Origin of the sequence: uncultured Jannaschia sp. (genome assembly GCF_947494055.1) — a bacterium.
Taxonomy (GTDB): domain Bacteria; phylum Pseudomonadota; class Alphaproteobacteria; order Rhodobacterales; family Rhodobacteraceae; genus Jannaschia.
The window spans coordinates 29,193-50,245 of sequence record NZ_CANLTR010000025.1 but is presented as its reverse complement, the minus strand read 5'-3'; the positions used below and the strand labels follow the sequence as shown (position 1 = coordinate 50,245).

The following is a 21,053-nucleotide window of genomic DNA, read 5'->3' as shown; positions in this document are numbered from 1 at the left end:
AATCGTCATCCTGTCCCGCCCGCCTCAGTGTACACTTTCAGTGCAAGAGCGGGCGACAACTCTCCTGACAGAGGGGGCACCCAGACCGAGACGATAAACGCGGCCGCAAAAAAGTAGCCTCGGTTCCAGACTAGGCCGACATGAAGCGCGGAGACGCGGCCGAAGCTTGCGGTCAGGACAGTCGTCGCGGTGAAGGGCGAGGTCACGCCGGCCAGTGCCCAGCCCGCCGTGATCGCCACGACCACCGTCGCGGGCGCGACGCCCAGATGGTCTGCGGGCGGGATCAGCGGCACGAGAAGCGTCGCCGCCAGGATCGGGTTCATTCCGATCTGGCCTGCGGCTGGCAGGACCCAGACCAGCGCCAGCAGCAGAAGCGGCGTGGGCACCCCCGAAAGATCGATCCGACCCGTTTCAAGGATCGGGATCATGAGCGCGGCGCCGACGGTGCCGATATAGCCGGCCATCATCAACAGCACGATCTCGCCCGCCGCGGCGGGGAGTTCGGCGAAGACGTGGTCACGCGCCCAGGCGCCGACCGCGCGCGTACCTTCGTCGTCCGCGCTCGCCCCGCCGCGAGCCTGCAGCCACGCCCAGAGGACCGCGATGGCCGGAACGACGAGCAGGACGATGCCGACGACGCGGATGCCCGTCGCCAGATGCAGCGTCGCGACGCTCGCGACGAGGACGGCAAGCAGCGTCAGCAGGGGCGACATCGACCGCCAGCTGCCCTCCGGCGGCGCCGAAACGGGGCGCGGTCCGGGGAGCTTGGGCCTGAACGCCGTGTCGAGCGCCCAGCCCGTCCCCGCCATCAGAAGGCCCGTCACCAGCCCGGGAACCGAGATCGCCCCCCAGCTCGTGCCCGGGATCAGGGCTGTCGTGATCGCGACCGCGAAGGACATCGGCGACCATGGCAGCACCGAGGTGAAGCCGCGCTGGATGGCCAGCAGCATGCGGCGGGACCGGTGGCGACGGAGGACGGGGTCGGGCTCGGTGTCGGTGCTGTGCGTGGCAAGTGCGCCGAGCAACGCGATCGCCCCGTAGTTCAGGACGAGCGCGAAGACCTGTCCGCCGAAGGTGAGGGCGATGTAACGCCGCCCCGGCGGTTGCCCCGCCAGAAAGCGACCGGCCCGTCGGATCGCAGGGGCGCGTTCGGCCACGCTGCGCAGCCCGGCGAGGGCGCAGAAGAAGAGCAGTCCGACCAGCCGGCCCAGAACACGGCGCGACCGGCGATCCTCGTTGCGGTACAGGGCGACGTAGCGCGTCTTTCTCTCGACCAGCGTCGCGACATTCGCGCCGCCGTGGCTGCGTTGGAAGATCATGAGATCGGCCTCCCAGTTTCCGAACTGCTCCCGGTTTGCGGCTTCCTCAGGCCGCCGGTGGATCGAGCGGTGCTCCAGGAACACCGCCGCACGTGGCTTGCGGCCCAGGCGGACGCGCCGCTTCCTGCGCCGGTACGGCAGAAAGCGCGCGAGCCCTCGTTCCCGTCCTTCGGAATATACCCAAGCGTAGATCGTCTCGTGGCAGACATACGCGCCGCTGCCGTCGCGTCGGAGCCGCCCGGCGATCTGCTCCGGACTCCAGCCCGCGCGCAGCCGGTCGGTGATCGAAGCGAGAAGCAGCAGCTCCCTTGCGAGCTTCCGCCGCCGGTATCTGCGCCGCGCCGCCATCGTCTGCGCCACCGAACTGTAGTAGCCGTCCAGATACGGGTTCTCTGCGTCGGCGAACCTGTTCCGCTTGAGCTCGCGGAAGATCGTCGAACGATGGCGTCCGAGCTCATCCGCAATTTCCATCACCGGCACCCGTGCGTTTCTCAGCCGCTCGATCCGCCGTCGTTCCTCGATCCCGAACTCCGGATGCGCCATCCTGTTTCCCCCCAGTCCATCAAAAGAATGGGAGACATGTCGCAAGCCAAGATAGAATAGGCCCGGCTACACTATAAATGTCTAGAAGAACAATTATGTACTGTGTCCAGTTTTCGTTGGAAAGCGGGGCACTGCCGTATGCTCGGAGACCCGGCGCATTGTCTGATGCGGCGGTTCCTCAGGCGACGCGGCGAAACGCTCGGTTCGTGTCCGGAAGAAGGCGCATCCGCGAATAGGGCCGGGCGGCGGCACCGTAGGCTCGGACGGTATCGTCGTGCGTGGTGATCGCGCCAAGCGACGGCGCGCGGATGAGCAGGTCATCGAGCGCCGTAGCGTCGAGGCTTCCGAGGGCCACGGGTCCCGGAAAGAAGCTTTCGGATGCAAGGCCGTTCGAGAAGATGACCTGGTGGTGCTCGAAGAGCAGGTGCCAATAAGTCACCTGCCGACAGCCCATACGGCGTCGGGCTTTGCCGCCCCGAAGTTCCGCGAGATGGGTGGCGCGCACGAAGAGCTCTTCCCCGTCGAGCGCGAGGAGCAGGCCGTGCTGCGGCGAGACGACGAGGCGCCGGTCGTTACCGAATGCGCCTGCGGCGATCTCGATCGGCCGGAGCCGGGGGGCAGCGGCGAGTTCGACCGGGCCGAGGCGCCGCATGGCGGACCATAGAAGCGGTTGCGGTCCGTTGTCGCGGGTAACGACCAGATCCCCCGGCCGAAGCCGCTCAATCGCCACCTCGCCCGCTGGGGTCAGGATCGCGGTGCCTTCGCCGAAGCAGACGACGCCGGTGTTCTCGGCGCTGAACGACCGTCCGTCGGCATTCGCCCCGTGGAACGTCAGGCTGTCGTCGGGCTGGAACCGGGTATTATCGGAATAGTCGACGCTACGCCCGGTCCGGCCGGTGGCGTTCGACTGGTTGAGGACGCCGTCGTCGGCATGGTCGGCCTGCAATTCCCAGATGTTGTCGTAATAGCCGGACAGGTCGATGCGGTCGTTGTTGGTCGCGTCGCCGTCCCGGAGCGTGCCGGAATTGCCGAAATTGAAGTCGGTGATCGTATCGTGCCCGTCGCCGGGGCGGTGGACGAAGAGGTCGTCGCCCTCGCCCCCGGTCAGGAGATCGTCGCCGGTTCCGCCCCGAAGCGTGTCGTCGCCTGCCCCGCCCTCCAGCGCGTCGTTGCCGGTGCCGCCGTCGAGAGTATCCTGACCAGCGCCCCCAAGCAGGGTGTCGTTTCCGCCGCCGCCCCAGAGATTGTCGTCGCCGCCGCGGCCGTCGATGCGGTCGTCCCCACCGTAGCCTAGGAGGTCGTTGTTGCCCCCGTCACCGGAGATCGTGTCGGCAAACGCGCTTCCGTAGGCGTGCTCGAACCCTTCGAACGTGGTGCTTCCGTCGGAATGGACGGCCGTCCCCCGCGCCAGATCCATGTCGACGCCGGAGGTCAGCCGGCCGGCATCGAGGATGTCGCCGTAGCTGCCGTCGCGCGTGCTCGCGCCTCCGCTGGCCGTATCGGCGCCAACGCTCAGCCAGACATAATCGTCGCTGTGATCGCTTCCGATGATCGTGTCGCCGCCGGTCCCGCCATCCGCGATGTTCCAGTCCGACGTGCTCGCCGTGAAATCGATCAGGTCGTGCCCGGCGCCGCCGGAGACGTCGCCGCCGGCGCCGTCGCCGATCCAACCGTCCAAGGCGTCGCTGCGGAAGACGTCGTCGCCGTCGCCCAGATCGACATAGGCGTAGCCCGAGGAGTTCTCGACAACGTCATTCCCGGCCCCGGCATCGACCGTGTCGACGCCCGCACCGGCCTGGATGCTGTCGTTCCCGTCGCCGCCCGAAATGCTGTCGTCGTCCGTGCCGGCGTCGATCGTGTCGTCTCCGGTGCCCCCTGTTATCGTGTCCCGTCCGCTACCGCCGACGATCATATCCGCACCCGCGCCGCCGTCGAGGCTGTCGTCGTCGGCGCCCCCGTCGATGACGTCGTCGCCCCATCCGCCGAGGATCGTGTCGTGACCCGCATCGCCGTGAATGGTGTCGGCACCGTCATCGGTCTCGAAGGACCCCGAGGCGCCGGCGTTTACGTAATCGTTGCCCGCCCCGGCATGGATGCTGTCGCTGCCGAGCCAGCCCTTGATCGTGTCGTTGCCGTCGCCGCCGCGGATGGTGTCGTTGCCGGTCCCCCCGTCGAGGCGGTCATGGCCGATGCCGCCGTCGAGGCTGTCGTCGCCGGTCCATCCGATGAGCGTATCGTCGCCCTCGCCGCCCGTGATGGCGTCGTTTCCGACATCGCCGTCGAGACGGTCGTTACCAGCGCCGCCCTCGATCCGGTCGTCGCCCGCGCCGCCCAGGATCGTGTCGTTGCCGGTGCCGCCGATGAGCGTGTCCGCGCCGTCCCCGCCATCGACGGAATCGTCTCCGTCGCCGGCATCGACCCAGTCTGCGCCACCATCGGCCCAGATCGAGTCGTTGCCGCTCCCTCCGAAGACGGTATCGTCCCCGCCCTCGGCCCGGATCGAGTCGCGGCCGGTACCCCCGTCGATGAAGCTCGCACCGTCGCCGCCGTAGATGCGGTCGTTGCCGGCCTCCCCGTAAAGGCGGGTATCGCCGATCCGGCGCTCGCCGATGTGATCGTCGATGAAGTCGTCCCCGTCGCCGCCATAGACGGTGTCATCGCCCGGACCATAGACAAGCGTATCGTTTCCGGACCCGCCAGTGACCAGATCGGTGCCGGATCCCGTGTCGACGAAGATCGGACCGGTCGAGGCCGAGCCATCGAACGTGTCGGCCTGCGCCGTCAGCAGGAGGCGCTCGAACTCCGAGAAGCTGACGCTGTCGAACCCCGAGGTGACGGTTCCCGCTTCGAAGCCGGAATAGGTCACCGTCACGGCGGTGGTGAGCGCCGAGAAATCGAGAAGATCGTCGTCGGTGCCGGTTTCGCCGCCAGTCACCATGTTGGTGCCGAAGGCGTTCTCGAAGACGATCGTGTCCGAGCCGGCCCCGCCCAGCACCGTGTCGGCCCCCGTTCCGCCCGAAAGCCGATCGTCGCCGTCGCCACCCTGAACGTAGTCGTTACCGGCCCCGCCCGACACCGTATCGTTACCCGCATCGCCACCGATGTCGTCGTTGCCGGCGCCGCCGTCGATGCTGTCGTTGCCCGCATCGCCGAAGACGTTGTCGTCACCCGTGCCGCCGAGAAGCGTATCGCCCCCCGTCCCGCCCCAGAGCGTGTCGTTACCGCCCCGCCCCTCGGCATGGACGCCGATGGAATCGTCGCCCGCGGTAAGGAAATCGGCGTGTTCGCTCAGGATCACCCGCTCGATGCCCGAGAAGGTGATCGTGTCGGCGCCGGTCATCGCATGGCCCTGACCGCTGCCGTCGTAATCCACCGTCACCGGGGCGGATAACGCGGAAAAATCGAGCGTATCAGTGCCGCCGCCACCGATGACGGTGTCGTTTCCGTCGCCCGACCTGAACAGGAACCGGTCGTCGCCTGTTCCCCCGTCGAGGAGATCGTCACCGGTGCCGCCGGTGATGCGGTCTGCGCCTGCCTCGCCGTGCAGGGTATCCTGACCGGACCCGCCGTCGATCGTGTCGTTTCCGTTTCCGGCCAGCACGCTGTCGTCGCCGGCGCCAAGCCGCAGGTCGTCGCCGTATCCGCCGCCGTGCCAGGTGCCGCTGTCGTCCTGATCGTAGAGATTGCTGTGGATGTCGGAATATTGCGGTGCGTTGGCCGCGGTGACTTCCGTCGTGGCGCTCCACAGGTAGCTCTTGCCGGGCTGCACGTAATCGCTGGCGAGATAGCCGATGCGGACGCCGCCGATCTCGATGTCCCAGACGGTGATCGTCTGCCCCGCCCCGTCCTTCAGCGTGTAGGCGACCTCGATATAGGCCTTCCCGCTGTACTTCAGGGTTCCGTCGGCCGCGTAGACATCGAGATGCTGCGTGCCGTCGATGCCGACCTCGTTGGCACCGGTGACGCCGTTATCCCCGTCGAAAGCGAGGTCGTCATCCTCGAAGACGTATCTGTAGCCGTTGCGATCGACGGAATAGTCGGGCGTCAGTTGAACCTTGCCGTCCGGTGAGAACGTGTACTGGTCCTTGTCGGCACCGTAGAAGGTATGTGGCACGGCAAACTCCGTTCAACGCTGGGCGACCGGTTAATGCTTGCGGCTCAACGGCCGGTGAATGACGGACATCGCGCGACCGGGCTTTTCTCTGCGATTTTAGAGGAATCGTCGGGTCCGGACGGCGCGTGGCTCCTCCGAGGCGTCGCCGTGACGGCATGCGCCGTCGGGTGGTCGTCCTGGTCGACGCCCCGCTGGAGCTCGCTTGAGGCGGTCGAAGTCTGCTCGGCTCCAATCGCTGCTTGCGCACGGTGGCCGCCCCGGTTCGCGTGGGCCATGCGTTCGATCACCGGAAATGAGTCGGCGTAATCGCGCCCGATCCGGTCGAAACCTCCATGCTCCAGACCGACAGAGTGAAGACCTCCGCCGATGCTCATAATGCGAGCGGCCGAGTCATGGATTTAGAAGGTTCCGACGGCGAAGCCGCGGCTTTCAATCCCGGCGGGGGCAGCCATGCTTGCGGCGTCGAGAGCCTGAAGGTCTGGTTTGCCGGGCCTCCCGCCTCGCTGAATGGGTCGATGATGCTTTCTCAGAGATGGTCACGTCGTCGGAACCGCCGAATACGGAGAATCTTGGCCGGCGTCTCACCGTAAGCGTAAGACCTCTGTTAATATTTGCTAAAAGCGTCATTCTCCTGGACGACGAAATTCATGTCCCGTTCATCCGCATGACCGAAGCCTGCCGCGACATTACCGAGGCAACCGTCATGCGCGATCAGCTGTTTGTGAACCTTCTCGGCACCGCCCCCCCGTTCGTTCTGACGGCATTGCTGGTCTGCATGGTGATGGCCGGGACGCTTGTCATGCTGTTCCGGCATGTCGAGACCGCGGCGGGCCCGGCCCGGATCGGCTGGACGGCGTTGACGGCGCTCGTCGCGGGCGTCGGTGTCTGGACGACGCATTTCGTGGCGATGCTCGGCTACCGGCCCGATCTGGCCCTCGTCTACGACGAGCCGACGACCTTTCTGTCGGCCGTGGCGGGCGTGGCATTCGTCGGCGGGCCCATCGCGGGGAGCTTCTTCGTCGACGTTCGATGGCGCGGCTTCATGGGCGGGATCGCGGGGCTCGGCGTGGGCGCCATGCACTTCACCGGCATGTCGGCGCTCCAGGGTTGCCTCGTGGCCTAGACCCTGTCTCCTCTGCCTTCGGCCTCGCCTCCGGGACGGCGCTCTTTGCCGTCGCGATGGGAAACCGCGCTGCAAGGTTCACGGCGCCGCTGCGCGCGGCCGCCATCGTGTTGGGCGTCTGCACACTGCATTTCATGGCCCTGGCCGGTGTGACGCTCGAGGTTCTTCGACCCGATCTCGAGGCCATCGACGGGACCATGCTGTCGGCCCTGATCGCAGTGACCTCCCTCGGACTGTCCTGCGCCGGTCTCGCCACCGCCGTCAGCGCCCGTCGGCTGCAACTGGAGCGGCAACGGGCGGCGACCGACGAGGCACGCCGGAACGCGGCCTTCGCTACCGCGCTGCGGCACATGTCGAACGGTCTTGTCATGGTGGATGCGGAGAGCCGGATCAGCGCGATCAACGAACGCGCGCGGACCATACTGGGGCTGGACAAGGCGACCGCGCCGGAAGGCGCGTCCCTGCGAGATTTCCTCGGCGGCATCGGTGCGCGTCAAGGCTGGGGCGCGGATCGCCTGCAGAGACTGGCCCGCGGGCATCTGGACCGGCTTGCGGCGGAGGGAAACTCCCGGACCGAGGAGGAGCTCGAAGACGGACGGATCGTCGCCGTGACCTGCCAGCGGACGCCGGACGGCGGTTTCATCCTGACCTTCGACGACCTGACCGAATATCGCACCGCCGAGGCGGAGATCGCGCATCTCGCCTTCCATGACCCCCTGACCGGCCTCGCGAACCGTCGCGGCTTCCGCGAACACATGCAGGCCGTCGTCGGGCATGGTCGCCACACCGCCCTGCTCGTGGTCGACCTCGACCGGTTCAAGCCCGTCAACGACACCCTGGGCCATCCCGTCGGGGATGCGTTGCTCGTCGCCGTGGGCGAGCGCCTGACCCGGGCCGTCGGGGAGAACGGATCGGTGTACCGTCTCGGCGGCGACGAACTGGCCGTCGTCCTGGGCGACGTCGACGAGCCCGGCGCCCTGGCGATCGCCGCGTCCCTCGTTTCCTCGATCGGCGAGACCTTCGATGTCGAAGGCCACACGATCTCGATCGGATGCAGCATCGGCATGACCTGGCTCGACGCCGGCGAGCGTCCGACCGAGGGCTTGCAGCGGGCGGAACTGGCACTTTACCGCGCGAAGGAGCGCGGCCGGGGCCGGGTCGAGGTCTACGAGACCGGTATGCTCGAACAGGCACAGGAGCGCCGGCAGATGGAGCTCGACCTGAAGCATGCGCTCGAGTCCGAGGGCTTCGAGCTGCACTACCAGCCGCTCTTCCAGCTGTCGGACCAGCGTCTTCTCGGGTTCGAGGCGCTGATCCGGTGGAAGCACCCGCAACTCGGGCTGGTCTCTCCGGCCGAGTTCATTCCGCTCGCGGAGGAGACGGGCATGATCCTCGGGATCGGCGCCTGGGTTCTCGACCGCGCGTGTCATCAGCTCCGCCGCTGGCCAGCCAATATCCATGTCGCGATCAACGTCTCCGCCGTCCAGATGCGGTCGCCCGACCTCGTGGACGAGGTGGTCGCAGCGCTAAAGCGGCATGACGTAGCGGCGGAGCGGCTCGAGATCGAACTGACGGAGACGGCCATGGTCGAGGATGGCGATGCGATCGCGGAGACGCTCCGCAGGCTGCGCAAGCTCGGGGTCCGCATCGCGATGGACGATTTCGGGACGGGGTACTCCTCGCTCGCGCATATGCGCAACTTCGAGCTCGACCGCATCAAGATCGACCGCAGCTTCATCGATACCAGCGACGACGACATCGGCGCGCGGGCCGTCATTCGCGCCGTCACCAGCATGGCGCACGACCTCTCGATCCTGACGATCGGCGAGGGTGTCGAGACGCCGGAACAGCTCGCGCGCCTGACCGAGCTCGGCTGCGACGTCGCACAGGGCTTCCTTCTGGGGCGACCCCTGGTACAGGACGCAGCCAACAACCTGGTGACGGGCCAGCAGATCGAGGACGACGCCGCGGCCGATCGGGCCGTCCTGGCGCTCGTCCGGAAGGATGCGGCCTGAAGCCCTGCAGATGAAGGTCGCCGGCAAAGCCGAGCCACTGCACATCAAGTCTGCGGACAAGTGACGAAGCGTCCTCGGAAGCAGAGTATTCAAGGGTCCGCGGTTCGTTTCTCTTCGATAGAACGGTTCAAGAACCGGTCCCACCCGTCTTCCGCCGTGGCTACGGACCTCGCGATCGACTGCGAGCAGTCGATCTGTCCGCCCGGTGACTTTCTGTTTGATTAGAGCGATGCCTCTGAACACCTGTTGGACAGCCTGCACGTTCAAGCGAGGTCGGTACAGAGGGGCGGTGCATCGCGCCGTCCGGGGGAGGACAATGATGGCTCCGTTGAGGCATCCGTCCGCGACTGTTCCCTTGGCGCCAACCTCGGCTGATCTGACGGTCGAACAGGCGCGGCTCAACCGCGGGCTGCACCGAGCCGAGATGGTGCGTGACCTCTAGGAAAAGGCCCGGCTTACTTGGAAAGAAGTGTGGCTTGAACCCGCCTGCCCAATCGGGAGAAATTCAAGAACCATTTGTCTGTACTCGATTGCGCGCGAGTTTGTGAAGGACGTCCAATAGTTCAGCCAGGTTCGGTTCCTGCTGGCCTTCGTTCCGGCGCGTCGTGCCGACGGCGCCGGAGAGATAGGGAACGTCGATGTGGAACGTCGACAGCGTGCCGCGCTTCAACTCACGGTCGATCACGCCACGCGAGATGAACCAGAGCATGTCCGATGCGGCGAGGATCTGGGAGGCCATCGCGAGCGAAACGGTCTCGATTCGGATGTCGGGCTCGGTGATCCCGAGGGACAGGAGATACTCGTCCACCGCACGTCGAATGATCGCGCCCTTCGGCGGGATCACGAGACTCGAACGGGCGATGGCGTCGCGTGGCGAGATCTCCAGAAGGGGGTGGTTGGCTCGAGCGGCGAGCACGATGTCCTCGTCGTAGAGCCAGTCGAAGCTCAGGCCCGGCATTTCGGAACTCGCGGGCATTCGACCGACCATCAGATCGATTGCGCCGGCGCGCAGGCGGTCGAGCAGGTAGGCATGGGGTCCGGTCTCGGTGCGGATGACGATGTTCGGTCGCAGCTTCGAATAGTCGAGCGCAGCCTCGGGAAAGAACCGCCCTGCCACGGTCGGCAGCACCCCGACCGAGACCCGCTCCGTCCTCCGTGGAAGGGAGATCGCGTCGGCCCCGGCGTCGAGGTGTTGCAGCGCCTGCAGAGCGTGTCTTCGAAAGCGCTCCCCTATCGGTGACAGGGTGGTCCTTCGACCGGACCGTTCGAGCAGCGTGCCGTCCAGCATCGTCTGAAGCTCGCTCAAGGTCTTGGACAAGGCAGGCTGCGACACACCGATCCTGTCCGCCGCCGCGGTGACGGAGCCGGTATCGGCCACTGTGAGAAAGGCTCGCAGATGGCGCAGCTTGATCCCGTGATGCATAACCATAGGGTTATATGGATCGGCGCGTTTCGGCATTCCTGTCAACGGTTCCCTGCGGCATGCTCGTGATATGTCGGCCGGTCTTTCGGGGGATAAGGACGTCGGCATCGCGTAGTCGATGAGAATGGATATGCGGAAACTGGTATGTTCTGCCGCGGTTTGCGCGACGGCGGGGATGGCGCATGCGGCGACGGTGCCGACCGTGGCGGATGTGAGCTATGGTCCTTACGAACCGGCTGAACGTCAGACGCTCGACTTCTACGTTCCGGACGGGGTCGACGCGCCCCCGATCGTGATGTGGATCCATGGCGGGGCCTGGTACGCCGGCGACAAGTCGAGCCCGACCGGCGTTCAGGAGTTCCTCGACGCCGGCATTGCGGTGGCGTCGATGAACTATCGCCTGACCACGTACGACGGGCCGCCATCGGCTGATACGGCGAACGGCACGACGTGGCCCGGACAGCTCGAAGACATCACCAAGGCGTTCGCCTTCGTGCGTGATAGTGGCGCGACGTACGGCTACGACGGCAGCCGGGTCGCATCGTTCGGCGCGTCGGCCGGAGCGCACCTGTCTGCCTGGGCCGGCTTGGCGCTGGCCGACGATCCGGACACGCGTCTTGCAGCCACGGTTACGTGGTATCCGCCGGCCGATCTGATCGAGATGGACGCGGACGACGACGCGTCCTCGCCTGATTTGGACTTCATCGAGCATCTGGCCTGCGACTCGCCGGAATCGCTGCTCGTCGGTGCTTGCCTCGGCGAAACGGACGGCATGGGCGATCTCGTCAACCGGGGCCTCGCTGACGCCGCCAGCCCGGCGGTTTTCGCGTCCTTCTTGCCGGAAGATACCGTTCTTCCCGCCTTCCTGATCATGCATGGCGACGGAGACCCTCTGGTCTCCTACCTGCAGTCGGTTCGCCTCTTCGATGCGATCGACGCGCAGGGCGGATCGCCTGACCTGCAGCTTCGGATCGTCGAAGGTCTCGGACACGGTGGTCCCGGTTGGGAGGAGCAGGTTCCCTACGTCGTCGATTTCATGGACGCCGCGTTCGCCGTTCAACCCGCGCCGGTTCCGGTGCCGGCTGCCTTACCCATGATGCTTGCTGGTCTGGGTATGCTGACCGCATTCGGTTGTCGGCGGAAAGCATCGACTCCGCGTCTCACCTGAAAGCGCCAACTCTCGCAGCAAGCTGACCCCGGTCCGGGGGTCAGCTCCGTCATATTCGGTGTATCGTTCCGGCGCAGTCGGCATCTGGGGGGCCAGTCCACGTGAGAACGCAAGTCGCAGTGATCGGAGGCGGTCCCGCCGGCCTCCTGCTGTCGCGCCTGCTGATGCGAGCCGGGATCGACGCGGTGGTTCTGGAACGGCGTTCGCGCGAACGCGTGCTGTCGCGCATCCGGGCGGGCGTGCTCGAAGCGGGCACCGCGGACACGCTGCGGCGCGCGGGCGTGGGGGAGCGCATGGACCGCGAGGGGCAGGTCCATTCGGGGTGCTACCTCAGCGCGGGCGAGTCGCTGATCCGCATTCCGTTCGGCGAATTATGCGGACGGAACGTCACGGTCTACGGCCAGACGGAGGTGACACGCGACCTCTACGCCGCGCAGGAGGCGGACGGCGCGGTCATCCTGCACGACGTCGAGGATGTCGCGCTGCACGATCTGGACGGCGACGCGCCCTTCGTGTCCTTCCGCCACGAGGGCGGAGAGCACCGTCTCGCCTGCGATTACGTGGCCGGATGCGACGGCTTCCACGGCCCCTCGCGGCAGGCGATCCCGGCGGAGATCCGGCGCGAGTTCGAGCGGGTCTATCCCTTCGGCTGGCTCGGCATCCTGTCGGAGACGCCGCCGGTGACGGACGAGCTGATCTACGCCAACCACGAACGCGGCTTCGCGCTCTGTTCGCTGCGCAACCCGATGCTGTCGCGCTATTACGTGCAGGTCGGCCTCGACGAGAAGATCGAGGACTGGTCCGACGACCGGTTCTGGGACGAACTCAGGGCCCGCCTCCCGCAAGGGACGGCCGATGGCCTCGTAACCGGTCCCTCCATCGAGAAATCGATCGCCCCGCTTCGCTCCTTCGTCAGCGAGCCGATGTCCTGGGGTCGGCTCTTCCTGTGCGGGGATGCCGCGCATATCGTGCCGCCGACGGGGGCCAAGGGTCTCAACCTCGCCGTGGGGGACGTGCACTACCTGTCGGAGGCGTTGATCGCGTTCTATCGCGACCGGGATCGCGGCAAGCTGGCGAGCTACAGCGAGACCGCCCTCGCCCGCGTGTGGAAAGCCGTACGCTTCTCCTGGCAGATGACGACGCTGCTCCACCGGTTCCCCGACAACACCGGCTTCGACCGGCGCATGCAGGAGGCGGAGCTGGGGCAGCTCGAGGCGTCCGAGACCGCCCGCCGCCTCGTCGCCGAGAACTACACCGGCGCGCCGTACTGACGCCCGCCGGACAAACGCGCCAATATGGGAGGACGCGCATGACCATCACCCTTCGAGCCGGATTGCTCGGCACTGCGATCGGCCTTTGCACCGCCGCCGGGGCCTGGGCCCAGGACGTGACCTTGCGGCTGCACCAGTTCCTGCCGGAACAGGCCGCCGTTCCGCGCGACGTGCTGATCCCCTGGATGGAGCGGGTCACCGAGGCCTCGGACGGGCGGATCGCCTTCGAGCACTATCCCGCCATGCAACTCGGCGGCCGCCCGCCCGAGCTGTTCGACCAGGCGGCCGACGGCGTGGCCGACGTGGTGTGGACCCTGCCCGGCTACACGCCCGGCCGCTTCCCGCGCTCCGAGGTGTTCGAGCTGCCGTTCATGGTGAGCGATGCCGAAGCCGCCTCCGCCGCGCTGTGGGGGATGTACGAGGACGGTGCGTTCGGCGACGAGTTCGACCGCGTGAAGGTGCTCGGCCTCTGGGTCCACGGGCCGGGCGTGATCCATACGTCCGAGCCGGTGGTCGAGGTGACCGACATGCAGGGCCTCGACCTGCGGACGCCGACGCGCGTGACCGGCCAGCTCATCACCGAGCTGGGCGGAAACGCGGTCGGGATGCCGGTACCGCAGGTGGCCGAGTCCCTCACCCGCGGCGTGATCGACGGCGCCATCATCCCCTGGGAGGTGACGGGCGCGATCCGCTCCTCGGAGCTGGTCTCGAACCACACGGAGTTCCCAGAGGAGGCGCTCTATGTCGCGACGTTCCTCCTGGCGATGAACCAGTCGGTCTATGACGGGCTGCCCGATGACCTGAAGGCGGTCCTCGACGAGCAGACCGGCGCGGCCTTCTCGGCGCAGGCCGGGGCCGCGACGCAGGAGGCGGATGCGGGTCCGCGGCAGGCGGCCGTGGAAATGGGCAACAACATCGTCACCCTGACGACCGCGCAGGCACAGGAATGGAAGGATGCAGCGCAGCCGGTCATCGACGCCTGGATCGCGGAGGCCGACACGGCCGGGCTCGACGGACAGGCCCTGGTGGACGGAGCCCGATCCGCCGTCGATGCCGCTTCGGACTGACACGCGCGGGTCCCGCATCGAAGGGTGCGGGCCCTCGCTCTGGGAGGTGAGATGATCGGAACGTTCATCGAGCGACTGGCGGTGCTCACCGCGCTGATCGGCGGCGCGGTACTGGCGGCGCTGATCGCGATGACCTGCATCAGCATCGCGGGACGCGCGTCGGGCCCGTTCGTCGGAACCGGCCCCGTGCCGGGGGATTTCGAGCTGATCGAGCTCGGCACGGCCTTCGTGGTCTTCGCATTCCTGCCGCTGGCGCATCTGCGTGGCGCGCATGCCGTGGTCGACCTCGCCACGTCGCACCTTCCGGACCGCCTCCGCACGGGGCTCGCGGCGTTCTGGGACGCCGCGCTGACCCTCGCCCTCGCGCTCATCCTCTGGCGGCTCGTGCTCGGGCTGGAGGAACGCCTCGACTACAACGACCAGTCCTACATGCTGCGCATTCCGCTTTGGTGGGCCTACGCGGCCTGCGTTCCGCCCGCCGCGATCGCGGTGCTGACGGGTGCGCTCGTCACCTGGCGGGGCCTGCGCGGCACACGGCGGACATCCGATGCGCCGGAGGCAGGAACATGAGCACCGTCGAGATCGGCCTCTGGTCGATCCCCGTCCTTCTTCTGATGATCTTCCTGCGGGCGCCGATCGGGCTCGCCATGCTGATCTGCGGTCTGGGCGGAAGCTGGCTGGTCACCGGATCGCCCGGCATGGCCCTGTCACGCCTCAAGACCGAGGTGTTCGGGGCTTACTCGAACTATTTCCTGTCGATCGTGCCGATGTTCCTCCTGATGGGCTACCTCGCGGGGATCGGGGGCATGAGCCGGTCGCTCTTCAAGGCGGCCGAGGCGTTCCTCGGGCACCGCAAGGGCGGCACGGCGATGGCCGCCATCGGCGCCTGCGCGGGCTTCGGGGCGATCTGCGGCTCCTCCCTCGCGACGGCGGCGACCATGGGTCAGGTCGCCTTGCCCGAGCTTCGGCGGGCGGGCTATTCGGGCGGTCTGTCCACCGCGACGCTCGCGGCCGGCGGCACGCTCGGCGTCCTGATCCCACCCTCCATCGTACTGGTGATCTATGCCTCGCTGACCGAGCAGAACATCGCCAAGCTGTTTCTCGCGGCCTTCGTGCCGGGCGTGCTGGCGGCCATCACCTACGGGCTCGTCATCGCGTTCTACGTCCGCGTCCATCCCGGCTCCGCGGGCACCGCGCCGCGCCTGCCGTGGAGCGCCCGGATGCGCGCGCTGGCCGAGGTCTGGCCCACGGCGCTGATCTTCCTCGCCGTGGTGGGCAGCATCTACGTGGGCGTCTTCACCCCCACGGAGGGCGCGGCGGTCGGCGCGCTTGGCACGGGGCTGGTGGCGCTCGGTTCGGGCAAGCTCGGCTGGGGCGCGGCGCGGGAGGCCGTCGTCGCCACGGCCGCCAGCACCGCGATGATCTTCTTCATCGTGCTGGGCGCGGGCTTCTTCAACGGCTTTTTAGCCCTTGCACGCGTGCCGCAGACCTTGTCCGCCTTCGTGGTGGAGCAGGGCTTCGGACCGTGGCTCGTGCTGGCGATCATCCTGCTGGTCTACCTCGTGCTCGGCTGCGTGATGGACAGCCTGTCGATGATCCTGCTGACGGTCCCGATCTTCTACCCGGTGATGACCACCCTCGATTTCGGTTTGACCACCGAGGAGATGGCGATCTGGTTCGGCATCCTGGTCCTCATCATCGTGGAGGTCGGACTGATTACGCCGCCCGTCGGCCTGAACTTGTTCATCATCAACGCGATGGACCCGGAAACGCCCATCGGTCAGACCTATCGGGCCGTGACGTGGTTCGTCGTGAGCGATATCCTGAGGGTGATCCTAATCGCGGCGTTCCCGGCCATCTCCCTGTTCCTGATCGCGTGACGGCCGTGCACAATGGCGAAGCAATCGCTGCCAGACCACCGGAGGAGACATCTATGACCGACAGGCGAAGCACGGGCGAGGCGGTGCGGCGCGCCGTGCTGGGCGACGCGCATGTGGACCGCTCGACCGCCGAGGGCGACGGGTTCGACGCCCCGTTCCGCGAGCTCATCACCGAGGCCGCGTGGGGCACCGTCTGGGCGTCGGACCGCCTGACCCGCCGCGAACGCTCGATGCTGACGCTGGCGCTTCTGGCAGGGCTCGGCAATATCGAGGAGTTCGCCATGCATGCCGAGGCGACCCGGCGCACCGGCGCGAGCCGCGAGGACATCGCCGAGGTGCTGCAGCATGTCGCGATCTATGCCGGCGTGCCCCGCGCGAACGCTGCGCTGAAGGCGGCCCGCGAGGTGTTTGCGAAGGAGGATGCCGCATGCGCACGATGATCAAGCGGCCGGGGGCGCAGGGCGCCCTGGTGCAGCGGGACCTCTCGATCCACCCGCCGGCCCATGCGCCCGGCTACAAGACCTCCGTCCTGCGCAGCCCGCGGCTGGCTCCGATCTCCTTCGATGCCTCGCCCACCGAGGCGACGGGACCGATCTTCGGGCCGGACGTCGTGGGACCGGGCGACGACGACCTGCTGACCAATTACGCCGCGCCGGGGGAGAGCGCGATCGGCCCGCGCATCGTCGTCATGGGCCGTCTGCTCGACGGGTCGGGACGGCCGGTGCCGCGGGCGCTGATCGAGGTGTGGCAGGCCAATGCGGGCGGTCGCTACCGTCACAAGCGCGACGGCTACCTCGCCCCGCTCGACCCCAATTTCGGCGGGTGCGGGCGGTGCATGACCGACGACGACGGCTGGTACAGCTTCCGCACGGTGCAGCCGGGCGCCTATCCCTGGCCCAACCGGGCCAATGACTGGCGGCCCGCGCATATCCACATCAGCGTCTTCGGCGAGGCTTTCGCACAGCGCCTGATCACGCAGATGTATTTCGAGGGCGATCCCCTGATCCCGCATTGCCCGATCCTGCACACGGTTCCCGATGCCGCCGCGGTCGACCGTCTGGTGGCGCGCTTCGACAAGAGCGCCACGATCCCGATGGACGCCTGCACATGGCGCTTCGACATCGTGCTGCGGGGACGGCGCCAGACGCCGTTCGAGAACCGGATGGAGGGCCTCTAGATGCAAGGAAGATCCCATCCCTGGGCCAATGCGCTTGGCTGGCTGCCCGAGACCGCCAGCCAGACCGGTGGCCCTTATGTCCATATCGGCTGCGTGCCGAGCTTCGCCGGCCTCGAAGGCATGTATGGCGGCCGCGACCTCGGCGCTTCGTGCCGGCGGGACGGTCATGTCGGGGAAGCCATCACCGTCGAGGGGCGCGTCTTCGATGGCACCGGTGCCCCGCTGCGCGACGCGCTCCTCGAGCTGTGGCAGGCGGATGCGAACGGACGGTTCGCCGGGGAGGACGGGTCGGATCCCGCGTTCGACGGCTGGAGCCGGCAGCCGACCGACGGCGAGACCGGGCTCTACCGCTTCGAGACCGTGAGGCCCGGGCGCGTGGTCTGGCCGGACGGGCGGATGCAGGCGCCGCATATCGGCCTCTGGATCGTCGCGCGCGGCATCAACGTGGGACTCTATACCCGCGTCTATTTCGAGGGTGATCCGGCCAACGAGGAGGATCCGCTGTTGGCACGGGTCGAGCACGGGGAGCGCCGCGCCACCCTGATGGCGCGGGGGGGGGAGGACGACGTCTGGCGCTTCGACATCCACCTGCAGGGTCCGAAGGAAACGGTTTTCTTCGATGTCTGACACCGTATCGACGCCCGCAATCATCTGCGTCGCCATCACCGGCTCCGTGCCGCGCAAATCCGACAATCCGGCCGTTCCGATCACCGTGGCCGAGCAGGTCGAAAGCACGCAGGCCGCCTTCGAGGCGGGCGCCGCGATCGCCCACTGCCATGTACGCAACGACGACGAGACGCCCTCTTCGGACCCCGACCGGTTCGCGGCCCTTAAGGAGGGGATCGAGCGGCATTGCCCCGGCATGATCGTCCAGCTCTCGACCGGGGGCCGGTCCGGCGCGGGGCAGGCCCGGGGCGGCTGCATCCCGCTGCGGCCCGACATGTGCAGCCTCTCGGTGGGCTCGAACAACTTCCCGACGCGGGTCTACGAGAACCCGCCGGACCTCGTGGACTGGCTGGCCTCCCAGATGGCGGCCCACAACGTCGTGCCCGAGGTCGAGTGCTTCGACCTGAGCCATCTCTACCAGGCCCATGCGATGTGGACGGACGGGCGTCTGCCGACCGCGCCGGACGGTCGCGATCCCGAGCGCCGCCCCTACGTCCAGTTCGTCATGGGCGTCCGGAACGCGATGCCCGTGGACCGCCACGCCTTCGAGGCCATGCTCGCGACCAAGCGATACCTCTTCGGCGAAGCGCCATGGTGCGCGGCCGGGATCGGCGCCGGACAGGCGAAGCTCAACGACTGGGCGGCCGAGGCCGGCGGCCACCTCCGAACCGGGCTGGAGGACAATGTGCGGATGGACCGCACGACGCTGGCGGCCTCCAACGCCGCCCTCGTGGAACGGGCCGTGGAGATCGCCGCCCGTCACGATCGCCGTCCTGCCGACCCGGCCGAAGCCCGCGCGATCCTGGGATTGCGGTCGCGATGAGTGATGTTCGCGATGGGTGATGTTCGCGATGGGTTGCGCCCGCCGGGGATACGGGTGCCTCGTCCGGGGCGCCAGTCATCGCGGTTCGACGGGAAGACCTGCATTCTCGAGCGCGGTCTCGTCGCCGATCGCTGCGTCGTGAAGGCCTCGAAGGCAGACGATACGGGTAATCTCGTGTTCCGCGAGGTCTGAGATGGTGCAGTTCGCCAGACCCCGCGACGTCGTCTTGCACTACGATCACGCCATGGGCGTGGCCGGGAATCGACCGATCGTCTTCGCCAACTCGCTCGGCACCGACCTGCGCATATGGGATGACGTCCGTCGCAAACTGGACCCGAGCGTTCCGACCCTCGCGATGGATAAACGCGGCCACGGCCTCTCGCAGACAGGGCCGATCGACATCGCGACCCTCGCATCCGACCTGGCCGACCTCATGGACCATCTCGGTCTGGAGGCGGCGTTGATCTGCGGTGTCTCGGTCGGCGGCATGATTGCGCAGGCTTTGGCGGCGATACGGCCCGATCTCGTCGCGGGGCTCATGCTGTGCAACACCGGCGCGAGGATCGGCAGTGAAGAGACGTGGGCTCCCCGTATCACGGCCGTTCGGGCGGACGGGATCGAGGCGATTGCGGATGCCGTCGTGGCGCGCTGGTTTTCGCCGTCATGGGCGGCCGCCCATCCGGTCGAACGCGCGGGCTGGCGCCAGATGCTCGCGCGAACGCCCGCCGAGGGCTATGCCCGCACGTGCGAGGCGATCTGCGTCGCCGATCTGTCAAGGACGACATCCATGTTGCACGTGCCGACGCTGTGCGTTGCCGGGTCCGCGGACGAGGCGACGCCGCCGGCAGTCGTCGAAGGGCTGGCGCGAATGATCGCCGGGTCGAGGTTCGTCTGCCTCACGGACGTGGGACATCTGCCCTGCATCGAGGCGCCGGGGCACCTGACGGCGCTGCTGACGGAATTTCACGGATCACTGTCGTGACCGGAATCTTCGACCATCCCTGGCTCGGCGGCCTGTTCGGCGACGACGAGATGGCGGATCTCTGGTCCCCCGACGCGCAGATGCGGCACATGCTGGCCTTCGAGGCCGCCTGGACCCGCGCGTTGGGCCGGGTCGGCCGGATCGATCCGGACGTGGCAGATACGACAGCCCGCGCCATCCTCGCCACGTCGCCGGACATCGCGTCGCTGCGGGAGGGAACCGCGCGCGACGGGCTGCCCGTCCCTGCCCTCGTCGAGCGGTTGCGGCAGGGCGCGTTCGATCCCGTAATGATCCACACCGGATCGACGTCGCAGGACGTCCTAGATACGGCGCTCGTCCTGACCCTGCGGGCGACCTCGAACCTGCTCGATACACGCCTCCATGCCCTGTCGGCGACCTTGTCCCGGTTGGTGGAGACATTCGGCGAGGACCGGCTCATGGGACGTACGCGGATGCAGGCCGCGCTACCGATCACCGTGGCCGACAGGATTCGGAGCTGGATGCTGCCTCTCGAAGACCATCGCGCCCGGATTTCGAGGCTTCGGCCGATCGTCGAGCGGGCCCAGATCGGCGGAGCGGTCGGCGACCGATCCGAACTCGGCACCGACGCGGAGGCCATCGTGGCCTCTGTCGCGGCAGAGCTGCATCTCGCGGCTGTGCCGGTCTCCTGGCATGCCATGCGGGACGGCATCGCCGAGTATGCCGGTTGCCTGTCGCTGATCTCGGGCACGCTGGGCAAGATGGGGCAGGACATCTGCCTCATGGCCCAGCAGGGTGTCGACGAGATCGTCCTGACCGGCGGGGGCGGCTCCTCGGCAATGAAGCACAAGCAGAACCCCATACTGGCCGAACTGCTCGTGACGCTGGCGCGGTTCAATGCCGTGCAAGTCTCGGCCATGCATCAGGCTCTGATCCACGAACAGGAGCGGTCGGGCGCGGCTTGGGCGCTGGAATGGATGGTCCTGCCGCAGATGGCACGCACGACGGGCCGCTCCCTGACGGCTGCCGATGCCTTGTGCCGGCGGATCGACCGTATCGGACGTTCCGCGCCCAGCCCTGCCTGAGCGATCGGTGCCATTTGTCCGACCGGCCGCAGATGCGGGCAGGCCCGACCGAGATCGACGACTTTTCCGAGTAGTGTAATTTGCCTCCGCAGGTCGGGTACGCGGCTCCTATGAACTCTGAGCCTTGCGGGTTCTCATCGCCCGTTCTCGCATTTGCTTGGCCGCGCCAACGCCTGCGTCGCGCCGCATTCGGGATCGTGCCGCGCTCCGTCCCTACGGCGACTGACGCACGAACTCGCGGTAGAGCTTGGGATCGGGGCGGCGCGTCACGATGGTTCCGGCGCCCGGACGAGCCCCCTAAGACGCTGCCGAACGCAACGCACGATGCCGAGCCTATGCATCTTACTCAATGCCCTGCAGCTGCGGCACCAATCGTCCGGTCAGGTCGCGCTCTTGGATAGGATCAGCGTGCGCCGCG

The 21,053-nt window shown here is 67.5% G+C and carries 16 protein-coding genes and 1 pseudogene; 14 read left to right on the top strand and 3 right to left on the bottom strand.

Going from position 1 to position 21,053, the window contains the following annotated elements:
* Positions 1-5: 5 nt before the first annotated feature.
* On the bottom strand, positions 6-1,862 hold the full coding sequence (locus tag Q1A87_RS16325; protein ID WP_299653499.1) for an IS30 family transposase: 1,857 nt from the start codon (positions 1,860-1,862) through the stop codon (positions 6-8).
* Positions 1,863-2,040: 178 nt separating this feature from the next.
* Positions 2,041-5,976 carry a Hint domain-containing protein gene (locus Q1A87_RS16320; protein ID WP_299653496.1) on the bottom strand — a complete coding sequence of 1,312 codons (3,936 nt, stop codon included), beginning with the start codon at positions 5,974-5,976 and terminating at the stop codon, positions 2,041-2,043.
* A 703-nt stretch (positions 5,977-6,679) separates the two neighbouring features.
* Between Q1A87_RS16320 and Q1A87_RS16315 the strand changes: the two genes are divergently transcribed.
* Complete coding sequence (locus Q1A87_RS16315) at positions 6,680-7,099, top strand: MHYT domain-containing protein (RefSeq protein WP_299653494.1); 420 nt, start codon at positions 6,680-6,682, stop codon at positions 7,097-7,099.
* Positions 7,084-9,114, top strand: a complete 2,031-nt coding sequence (locus Q1A87_RS16310) for an EAL domain-containing protein (RefSeq protein ID WP_299653492.1) — start codon at positions 7,084-7,086, stop codon at positions 9,112-9,114. The genes Q1A87_RS16315 and Q1A87_RS16310 overlap by 16 nt, the downstream gene beginning before the upstream one ends.
* Positions 9,115-9,619: 505 nt before the next feature.
* On the opposite strand, the gene Q1A87_RS16305 is transcribed toward Q1A87_RS16310, so the two are convergent.
* Positions 9,620-10,543 (bottom strand): LysR substrate-binding domain-containing protein, encoded by a 924-nt coding sequence (locus tag Q1A87_RS16305; RefSeq protein WP_299653490.1) that lies wholly within the window; start codon positions 10,541-10,543, stop codon positions 9,620-9,622.
* A gap of 169 nt (positions 10,544-10,712) precedes the next feature.
* On the opposite strand from Q1A87_RS16305, the gene Q1A87_RS16300 reads away from it, so the two are divergent.
* The 12 genes and pseudogenes from Q1A87_RS16300 to Q1A87_RS16245 all read left to right on the top strand — a co-directional run bounded on the left by Q1A87_RS16300 (position 10,713) and on the right by Q1A87_RS16245 (position 20,635).
* Positions 10,713-11,705: an alpha/beta hydrolase fold domain-containing protein gene (locus Q1A87_RS16300; RefSeq protein ID WP_299653488.1), complete on the top strand. Its 993-nt coding sequence runs from the start codon at positions 10,713-10,715 to the stop codon at positions 11,703-11,705.
* Positions 11,706-11,806: 101 nt separating this feature from the next.
* A complete protein-coding gene (gene pobA, locus Q1A87_RS16295) occupies positions 11,807-12,976 on the top strand; it encodes a 4-hydroxybenzoate 3-monooxygenase (RefSeq protein ID WP_299653486.1) in 1,170 nt (389 codons plus the stop codon).
* Positions 12,977-13,014: 38 nt separating this feature from the next.
* The gene (locus Q1A87_RS16290) at positions 13,015-14,043 is read left to right on the top strand and encodes a TRAP transporter substrate-binding protein (RefSeq protein ID WP_299653484.1); all 1,029 of its coding nucleotides are present in this window, start codon (positions 13,015-13,017) and stop codon (positions 14,041-14,043) included.
* A gap of 51 nt (positions 14,044-14,094) precedes the next feature.
* A complete protein-coding gene (locus Q1A87_RS16285; protein ID WP_299653482.1) occupies positions 14,095-14,613 on the top strand; it encodes a TRAP transporter small permease subunit in 519 nt (172 codons plus the stop codon).
* Complete coding sequence (locus Q1A87_RS16280; protein WP_299653480.1) at positions 14,610-15,923, top strand: TRAP transporter large permease; 1,314 nt, start codon at positions 14,610-14,612, stop codon at positions 15,921-15,923. Before Q1A87_RS16285 ends, Q1A87_RS16280 begins: the two co-directional genes overlap by 4 nt.
* Positions 15,924-15,976: 53 nt before the next feature.
* Positions 15,977-16,363 (top strand): 4-carboxymuconolactone decarboxylase, encoded by a 387-nt coding sequence (gene pcaC / locus Q1A87_RS16275; protein ID WP_299653478.1) that lies wholly within the window; start codon positions 15,977-15,979, stop codon positions 16,361-16,363.
* Complete coding sequence (pcaH, locus tag Q1A87_RS16270) at positions 16,360-17,100, top strand: protocatechuate 3,4-dioxygenase subunit beta (RefSeq protein ID WP_299653505.1); 741 nt, start codon at positions 16,360-16,362, stop codon at positions 17,098-17,100. Before pcaC ends, pcaH begins: the two co-directional genes overlap by 4 nt.
* Complete coding sequence (gene pcaG / locus Q1A87_RS16265; RefSeq protein WP_299653476.1) at positions 17,101-17,727, top strand: protocatechuate 3,4-dioxygenase subunit alpha; 627 nt, start codon at positions 17,101-17,103, stop codon at positions 17,725-17,727. It abuts the gene before it with no gap.
* Positions 17,720-18,589: a 3-keto-5-aminohexanoate cleavage protein gene (locus Q1A87_RS16260; protein ID WP_299653474.1), complete on the top strand. Its 870-nt coding sequence runs from the start codon at positions 17,720-17,722 to the stop codon at positions 18,587-18,589. The genes pcaG and Q1A87_RS16260 overlap by 8 nt, the downstream gene beginning before the upstream one ends.
* Positions 18,590-18,655: 66 nt before the next feature.
* Positions 18,656-18,775, top strand: a pseudogene (locus Q1A87_RS16255) (succinyl-CoA--3-ketoacid-CoA transferase); the annotation flags it as partial.
* Between the two features lie 7 nt (positions 18,776-18,782).
* Positions 18,783-19,571 (top strand): 3-oxoadipate enol-lactonase, encoded by a 789-nt coding sequence (gene pcaD / locus Q1A87_RS16250; protein ID WP_299653472.1) that lies wholly within the window; start codon positions 18,783-18,785, stop codon positions 19,569-19,571.
* On the top strand, positions 19,568-20,635 hold the full coding sequence (locus Q1A87_RS16245; RefSeq protein WP_299653470.1) for a 3-carboxy-cis,cis-muconate cycloisomerase: 1,068 nt from the start codon (positions 19,568-19,570) through the stop codon (positions 20,633-20,635). Before pcaD ends, Q1A87_RS16245 begins: the two co-directional genes overlap by 4 nt.
* Positions 20,636-21,053: the final 418 nt, after the last annotated feature.